Here is a 6838-nt window from a genome sequence, read left to right as displayed (position 1 = left end):
GCCCCCCCTGGGTGGGGGGGGGGGCGTTTTTTTTTTAACCCCCCCCCCCGGCGGGGGGGGGGCCCCCGGGGGCGCCCCCCGCCCCCCCCCCCCTCGTCGATGGGGGACCAGCGGGGGTTACTTCGGGGGCATCAGGACCGTGTCGATGATGTAGACCGTCGCGTTGGCGGTCGGGACGTTGCCGCAGACGACCTTCGAGGAGTCGTTCACGGTGTACTCGACGCCCGAGCCGGCCGTCGTCAGCTTGCTCTTCTCCAGCGTGTCGAAGGAGCCCTTCTCCAGCTGCTGCGGCGTCAGCTTCTCGCCCACCACGTGGTAGGTGAGGACCTTGGTGAGCTCGGCCTTGTTCGCCAGGAGCGCGTCCAGGTCGGCCTTCGGGATCTTCGCGAAGGCGTCGTTGGTCGGGGCGAACACCGTGATGTTCTCGGCGTTGTTGAGCGTGTCGACCAGGCCGGCCTGCTTCACGGCGGCCACCAGCGTCGACAGTTCCTCGTTGTTCGAGGCGGCCGTGGCGACCGGGTCCTTCGCCATGCCGTCGAACGAGCCCGCGCCTTCCTTCGGCACCGACGAACAGGCCGGGCCGAACGGCTCGTCCATGGTCGCCGACTCATCGGCCGAGGGGCTCGCGGGGGCGGACGCGCTGGGCGTCGAGCCTGCCGCCGAGTCCTTGGAGGAGTCGTCCGACGAGCAGGCGGTCAGCGTCAGCGGCAGCACGGCGGCTGCGGACACGGCGACGGCTGCGCGGCGGAAGAGGAGCTTGTTCATGGTGTTTCTCCTGGATCGAGGGTGTTGTGCGAAGAACGGAGTGGGAAGGGTGAGGGGCGGGGCGCCGTGGCGGCTGTTCGGCGCCCGGCGGTCCGTCTCCCCAGCCGCGGGAGACGGACCCGGTGCCGGGGCGAGCCGTCCGACCAGGAGAGACAGCACTCCTGCGGCTCCTGCGGCACCGCGGCCGACGACGGTGAACGGCCCGGACGGCTCCCCGGCCGTCCCGGCGTCCCGCCCCCGGCCGCACCCCGGACCGGAACCGGCGACAGGCGGCTCGTCGCCCCGCCCCGGACACCGTGGGGACCGGCGCCGGCCGGTTCCGTACGGCGTCCCGGGGCAAGGCGACGGCGCATCCCGCATCCGGCGGCCGGGCCGCCGGGCGCGGTGACCACGGCACGCGCCGAGCGGAGCCGCCGGGGCAGGTGTGCCCCGTCCGCCCGCGTTTCTTTCCGGTCCGTTCTCACACTGGGAGTTCGGCGCCGGTCGGCCGGAGGATTGGTCCCGGGCTCTCATTCACTCGTTCGGAGCAGAGTCCCGATGATCGACCAATCCTTTCGGCCGCCGGCCACGAATAGAGTGTGAGGGGCTCTCCAGCAGTGCTCCGAGCCAGTGTGGAAGGACCGGAGGGAGCCGGAATGGCAGGGGAACGGCGGCGGACGGCCGTGGTGGGAGCAGGAGTGGCGGGACTGACCGCCGCCCACGTTCTCCGGGACGCTCATGAGGTGACGCTGTACGAGGCCGACGACCGCGTCGGGGGCCACGCCCACACCCACGATCTGGGCGCGTCCGACGGCCGGATGCACCGCGTCGACTCCGGGTTCATCGTGCACAACCGGCGTACCTACCCCCACCTGCTGCGGCTCTTCGACGAACTGGGCGTCGCCACCCAGGAGTCCGAGATGTCGATGTCCGTACGGTGCGAGGGCTGCGGTCTGGAGTACGCCGGAGCGCGGGGTCCCGCCGGGCTCCTCGCGCAGCCGCGCTCCGCCGTGCGCGGCCCCTACCTGCGGATGCTCGCCGACGTGCCGCGCTTCCACCGCGCCGCCCGGGCCCTGCTGGCGCTTCCGGAGAGCGGGGCGAGTGAGATGACGCTGGGGGAGTTCGCCCGGCGCGGGCGCTTCTCGCCGTACTTCCACGCCCACTTCCTGACGCCCATGGTCTCCGCCGTCTGGTCCTGCGACCCGGTCACCGCCCTGCGCTACCCGGCCCGTTACCTGTTCCGCTTCCTCGATCACCACGGCATGCTCGCCATCGGCGGCTCCCCGGTCTGGCGCACCGTCACCGGCGGGTCGCGCAGTTACGTCGACCGGGTCGTCAAGCAGCTCACCGCCGTCCACACCGCGACCCCGGTGCGCGCCGTCACCCGGCACGCGGACGGCGTCGAGGTCACCACGGAGGACGGCACGACCACCCCGTACGACTCCGTCGTCATCGCCACCCACCCGGACCAGGCGCTGCGGATGCTCGCCGACCCGACCGACGCCGAGCGCAGCACGCTCGGCGCGTTCCGGTACTCCCGCAACCCGACCCTGCTGCACACGGACACCACCCTGCTGCCCCGCGCCCGGGGGGCCAAGGCCTCCTGGAACTACCTGATGCCCTCCTGCGCCGCCGACGCCGACCGGGTCACCGTCAGCTACGACATGAACCGGCTCCAGCGGCTCGACGCCCCGGACACCTTCGTCGTCACGCTGAACGGCGCCGACCGGGTCGACCCGGACACCGTCCGCGCCCGCATGGTCTACGAGCACCCCGTCTACACCCCGGAGTCGGTGGCGGCCCAGTCCCGGCTGCCCGCCCTGTCCGGTCCCGTCACCGCCTACGCGGGGGCGTACCACGGCTGGGGCTTCCACGAGGACGGCTGCCGTTCGGGGGTCGAGGCCGCCGCCGCCCTGGGGGTGCGGTGGTGAGCGCCCTCTACCCGTGCACCATCACGCACGTACGGAACCGGCCGACCAAGTACGCGTTCCGGCACCGGACGTATCTGTGGCTGATCGACCCCGACCGGCCGCCCCGGCTGCCGCGCGCCCTGCGGCCGCTGGCCCGGTTCGACGCCCGCGACCACTTCGCCGGCACCGCCCCCACCATCCGGGGCGGGCTCGAACGCTTCCTGCGGGCGCGGGGCGTGGAACTGGGCGACGGCACCGTCACCATGCTCACCCAGGCCCGGGTGTTCGGGTACGTCTTCAACCCGATCACCGTCTACTGGTGCCACCGCGCCGACGGCAGTCCCCTCTGCGTCGTCGCCGAGGTGCACAACACGTACGGCGGGCGGCACGGCTACCTTCTGCGCCCCGACGGGAATGACCGAGCCGTGACCGGCAAGGAGTTCTACGTCTCGCCGTTCTTCCCCGTGGACGGCGGCTACCGGATGCGGCTCCCCGAGCCCGGGTCCCGTCTCGACCTGAGCATCCATCTGGAGCGCGACGGGGCCCGCCCCTTCACCGCCACCGTGCGGGGAGGCCGCCGCCCGGCCACCCCCCGGCAGCTGGTGCGCCTCGCCCTGCGGCACCCCCTCTCCACCCTCCTCGTCTCCGCCGCGATCCGCCTGCACGGCATCCGGCTCTACCTGCGCGGGCTCCCCGTGCAACCCCGTCCCTCTCACCGCACACAGGAAGGCATGCAGTGACCGCTCCCACCTCGGCGCTGCCGGCAGAACACACCCCCGGGACCGACCCGGAACGCTGGCCCGACATCGTCACCCTGCCCCGGGGCTCCCGCGCCCGGACCGCCGTCGCCGAACGCATCGTCCGCAACGCGCTCGGCCGGCTCCCGCTGCGCGCCCGGCTCGCGGGCACCGAAGACATCGGCCTCGGCGGGCCGCTCATGGACATCCGCGACCCCGACGCCTTCTTCCGGCGGATCGGCGCGAGCGGACTCATCGGCTTCGGCGAGTCCTACATGGCGGGCGAGTGGGACGCGCCCGACCTCGTCGGCGTGCTGACCGTCCTCGCCGACAACGCGGCCGACCTCGTCCCCCGGTCCCTGCAACGCCTCCGCGGGATCTGGGCCCTCCGCAGGCCCGCCGCGCAGATGAACACCCCCGAGGGCTCCCGGGACAACATCAGCCACCATTACGACCTGTCCAACGAGCTCTTCGCCCTCTTCCTCGACGACACGCTCTCCTACTCCTCCGCCGTCTTCCGCGGCTTCCCCGCCGAGCAGGACCTGCTTCCCGCCGCCCAGCACCGCAAGATCGACCGGCTGCTCGACGCCGCCGGGGTCACCGAGGGCACCCGGCTCCTGGAGATCGGCACCGGCTGGGGCGAACTGGCCATCCGCGCGGCCGCCCGCGGCGCCCGGGTCACCACCGTCACCCTCTCCGCCGAACAGCGCGAGCTGGCCCGGGTCCGCATCCGCGAAGCAGGGTACGAGGACCGCGTCGAGGTGCGGCTGAGCGACTACCGCCACGTCACCGGCGACTACGACGCCATCGTCAGCGTCGAGATGATCGAGGCGGTCGGCGAGGAGTTCTGGCCGATCTACTTCCAGACCCTGGACCGGCTGCTCGCCCCCGGCGGCCGGGTCGCCCTCCAGGCCATCACGATGCCCGACGACCGGCTGCGCGTGAGCCGCTCCACGTACACCTGGATCCACAAGTACATCTTCCCCGGCGGCCTGCTGCCCTCCACCGAAGCCGTGGAGCGCATCACCACCGACCACACCCGCCTGCGCACCACCCAGCGCATCCGCTTCGGCGCGCACTACGCCGAGACGCTCCGGCTGTGGCGGGAGAGGTTCACCGAGCGGGCGGCCGAGGTCGACGCCCTCGGCTTCGACGCCGTCTTCCGCCGGATGTGGACCTTCTACCTCGCCTACTCCGAGGCGGGCTTCCGCTCCGGCTATCTCGATGTGCAGCAGTTTGTTCTGACCCGCGAGGAGACCGCGTGACCACGACCGCAGCCAAGCCGCCCGCCCGGCGCACCCCGACCGGGGCCGCCCAGCGTGTCGAGCCGCTGATCGAGCGGTTCCTCGGCGGCGGACTGCCGGTCCGGATAAGGATGTGGGACGGCAGCGAGACGGGCCCGCAGGACGCCCCCACCGTCCATGTACGGACCCGCAGAGCGCTGCGCCGCCTCCTGTGGGAGCCGGGCGAACTCGGCCTCGCCGAGGCCTACATCACCGGCGACATCGACCTCGACGCCGATCTCGGCGACGGGCTGCGGGCCATGCGCCGCGCCGTGCGCGAACGCGGTCTCACCGCGCCCTCGCCCGCTCTCGCCGACCGGATCAAGGCCGCCGGCCTGGCCCTGCGCCTCGGTGCGGTCGGCCCCCGGCCGCCGGTGCCCGCCGCCCGCGCCGGACTGCGCGGAACGCTTCACAGCAAGGCCCGCGACCGGGCGGCGATCAGCCACCACTACGACCTGTCCAACGCCTTCTACGCCCTGCTCCTCGACGAGACGATGGCGTACTCCTGCGGCTACTGGACCAGCGGCGCACCCGGCTACGGCCCGGCCGACGCCCAGCGCGACAAGCTGGAGCTGATCTGCCGCAAGCTCGGACTGCGGCCCGGCGCACGGCTGCTGGACGTCGGCTGCGGCTGGGGTTCGCTGACCCTGTACGCGGCGGAGCGCCACGGCGTCCACGTCACCGCCGTCACTCTCGCGGCCGAACAGGCCGCGTACGTACGGCAGCAGGTCGCGAGCCGTGGACTCGGCGACCTCGTCGAGGTGCTGAACATCGACTACCGGGACATCGCGGAGCGGCCCGAGACCCGGGGCGCGTACGACGCCGTGTCCACCATCGAGATGGGCGAACACGTCGGGGACGCCGAGTACCCGGCGTTCACCGCGATCCTGCACGACGTGCTCCGGCCCCGGGGCCGGGCCCTGGTCCAGCAGATGTCCCGGGGCACGACCGCCCCCGGCGGCGGCGCGTTCATCGAGTCCTACATCGCCCCCGACATGCACATGCGGCCGCTCGGCGAGACCGTCGCCCTGCTGGAGGGAGCCGGTCTGGAGGTCCGCGACGTCGAATCACTGCGCGAGCACTACGTCCTGACCGTGGAGGCCTGGCGGCGCACCCTGGAGGAGCGCTGGACGGAGTTCGCCGCGATGGTGGGGGAAGAGACCGCGCGGGTGTGGCGGCTCTATCTCGTCGGCGGCGCGCTCGCGTTCGAGGAACGGCGGATGGGCGTCGACCAGATCCTCTCCGTACGGCCCGACCCGGTCGGCTCCGCCGCGATGCCGGCCACCCGGCGCGACTGGTACGCGCCTGCCGCCCCGGAGGAGGGCCCGTGAGCGGCTTCGCCTGGGGCGCGTTCGCGAGCGGGCTCGCGGGTGCGGCCGTCGCCGCCCTCGGCGTCATGCTCGTCACCTTCGCCGTCGCCCTCAACAAGGGCGTGCACCGGATCGTCGACATCGCCTGGGGCCTCGGCTTCGCCGCCGTCGCCCTGGTCTCCTACGGCCTCTCGGCGGGCGCGGGCGACGACGGCCGCAGGCTCCTGGTGACCGCGCTGACCGTGATCTGGGGGGTGCGCCTCGCCGTCCACATCGGGCGGCGCGGCCGGGGCCACGGCGAGGACCCGCGCTACGAGAAGATGCTGGCCAAGGCCCCCGGCAACCCCCAGCTGTACGCCCTGCGCAAGGTCTACCTGCTCCAGGGCGCGCTGGTCTGGCTCGTCTCGCTCCCGGTGCAGGCCGCGCAGTACCTCACCGCGCCGCTCGCCTGGTGGGCCTGGGCGGGGGCGCTCCTGTGGGCGGTCGGGATCGCTTTCGAGGCGATCGGCGACGCCCAGCTCGCCCGGTTCAAGGCCGACTCCGCCAACAAGGGGAAGATCATGGACCGGGGGCTGTGGTCCTGGACCCGTCATCCGAACTACTTCGGCGACTTCTGCGTCTGGTGGGGACTCTTCCTCTTCGTCTGCCAGGCGCCGGCCGCGGCCGGCGCCACCGTCGTGGCCCCGCTGGTGATGAGCTTCCTGCTGACCAAGGGCAGCGGCGCGGCCCTGCTGGAGCGTCATATGGCGGACCGGCCCGGGTTCGCCGAGTACCGGGCCCGGACGAGCGGCTTCTTCCCGCGGCCGCCGCGCCGGGCGTGAGCAGACGGAAGGGCCCGTTCCGCAGCTGCGGAA

General features: G+C 73.0%; 6 protein-coding genes. 5 read left to right on the top strand and 1 reads right to left on the bottom strand.

Translation table 11 applies throughout. From position 1 onward, the window contains the following. Positions 1 to 117: 117 nt before the first annotated feature. Positions 118 to 765, bottom strand: a complete 648-nt coding sequence (locus ACFWRV_RS36170; RefSeq protein WP_384340404.1) for a fasciclin domain-containing protein — start codon at positions 763 to 765, stop codon at positions 118 to 120. A gap of 635 nt (positions 766 to 1400) precedes the next feature. On the opposite strand from ACFWRV_RS36170, the gene ACFWRV_RS36165 reads away from it, so the two are divergent. The 5 genes from ACFWRV_RS36165 to ACFWRV_RS36145 are packed head-to-tail and all read left to right on the top strand — an operon-like array spanning position 1401 to position 6805. Further along, positions 1401 to 2675 (top strand): NAD(P)/FAD-dependent oxidoreductase, encoded by a 1275-nt coding sequence (locus ACFWRV_RS36165; RefSeq protein ID WP_384340402.1) that lies wholly within the window; start codon positions 1401 to 1403, stop codon positions 2673 to 2675. Further along, on the top strand, positions 2669 to 3394 hold the full coding sequence (locus ACFWRV_RS36160; protein WP_384340400.1) for a DUF1365 domain-containing protein: 726 nt from the start codon (positions 2669 to 2671) through the stop codon (positions 3392 to 3394). The genes ACFWRV_RS36165 and ACFWRV_RS36160 overlap by 7 nt, the downstream gene beginning before the upstream one ends. Further along, a complete protein-coding gene (locus tag ACFWRV_RS36155; protein WP_384340398.1) occupies positions 3391 to 4656 on the top strand; it encodes a class I SAM-dependent methyltransferase in 1266 nt (421 codons plus the stop codon). Before ACFWRV_RS36160 ends, ACFWRV_RS36155 begins: the two co-directional genes overlap by 4 nt. Beyond that, positions 4653 to 6005 carry a class I SAM-dependent methyltransferase gene (locus ACFWRV_RS36150; RefSeq protein ID WP_384340397.1) on the top strand — a complete coding sequence of 451 codons (1353 nt, stop codon included), beginning with the start codon at positions 4653 to 4655 and terminating at the stop codon, positions 6003 to 6005. The genes ACFWRV_RS36155 and ACFWRV_RS36150 overlap by 4 nt, the downstream gene beginning before the upstream one ends. Next, a complete protein-coding gene (locus tag ACFWRV_RS36145) occupies positions 6002 to 6805 on the top strand; it encodes a DUF1295 domain-containing protein (RefSeq protein ID WP_384340396.1) in 804 nt (267 codons plus the stop codon). The genes ACFWRV_RS36150 and ACFWRV_RS36145 overlap by 4 nt, the downstream gene beginning before the upstream one ends. The last annotated feature ends 33 nt before the right edge of the window (positions 6806 to 6838 follow it).

The organism is Streptomyces sp. NPDC058576 (genome assembly GCF_042718715.1).
Lineage (GTDB): Bacteria > Actinomycetota > Actinomycetes > Streptomycetales > Streptomycetaceae > Streptomyces.
This window is presented reverse-complemented; position numbering and strand designations above follow the sequence as displayed.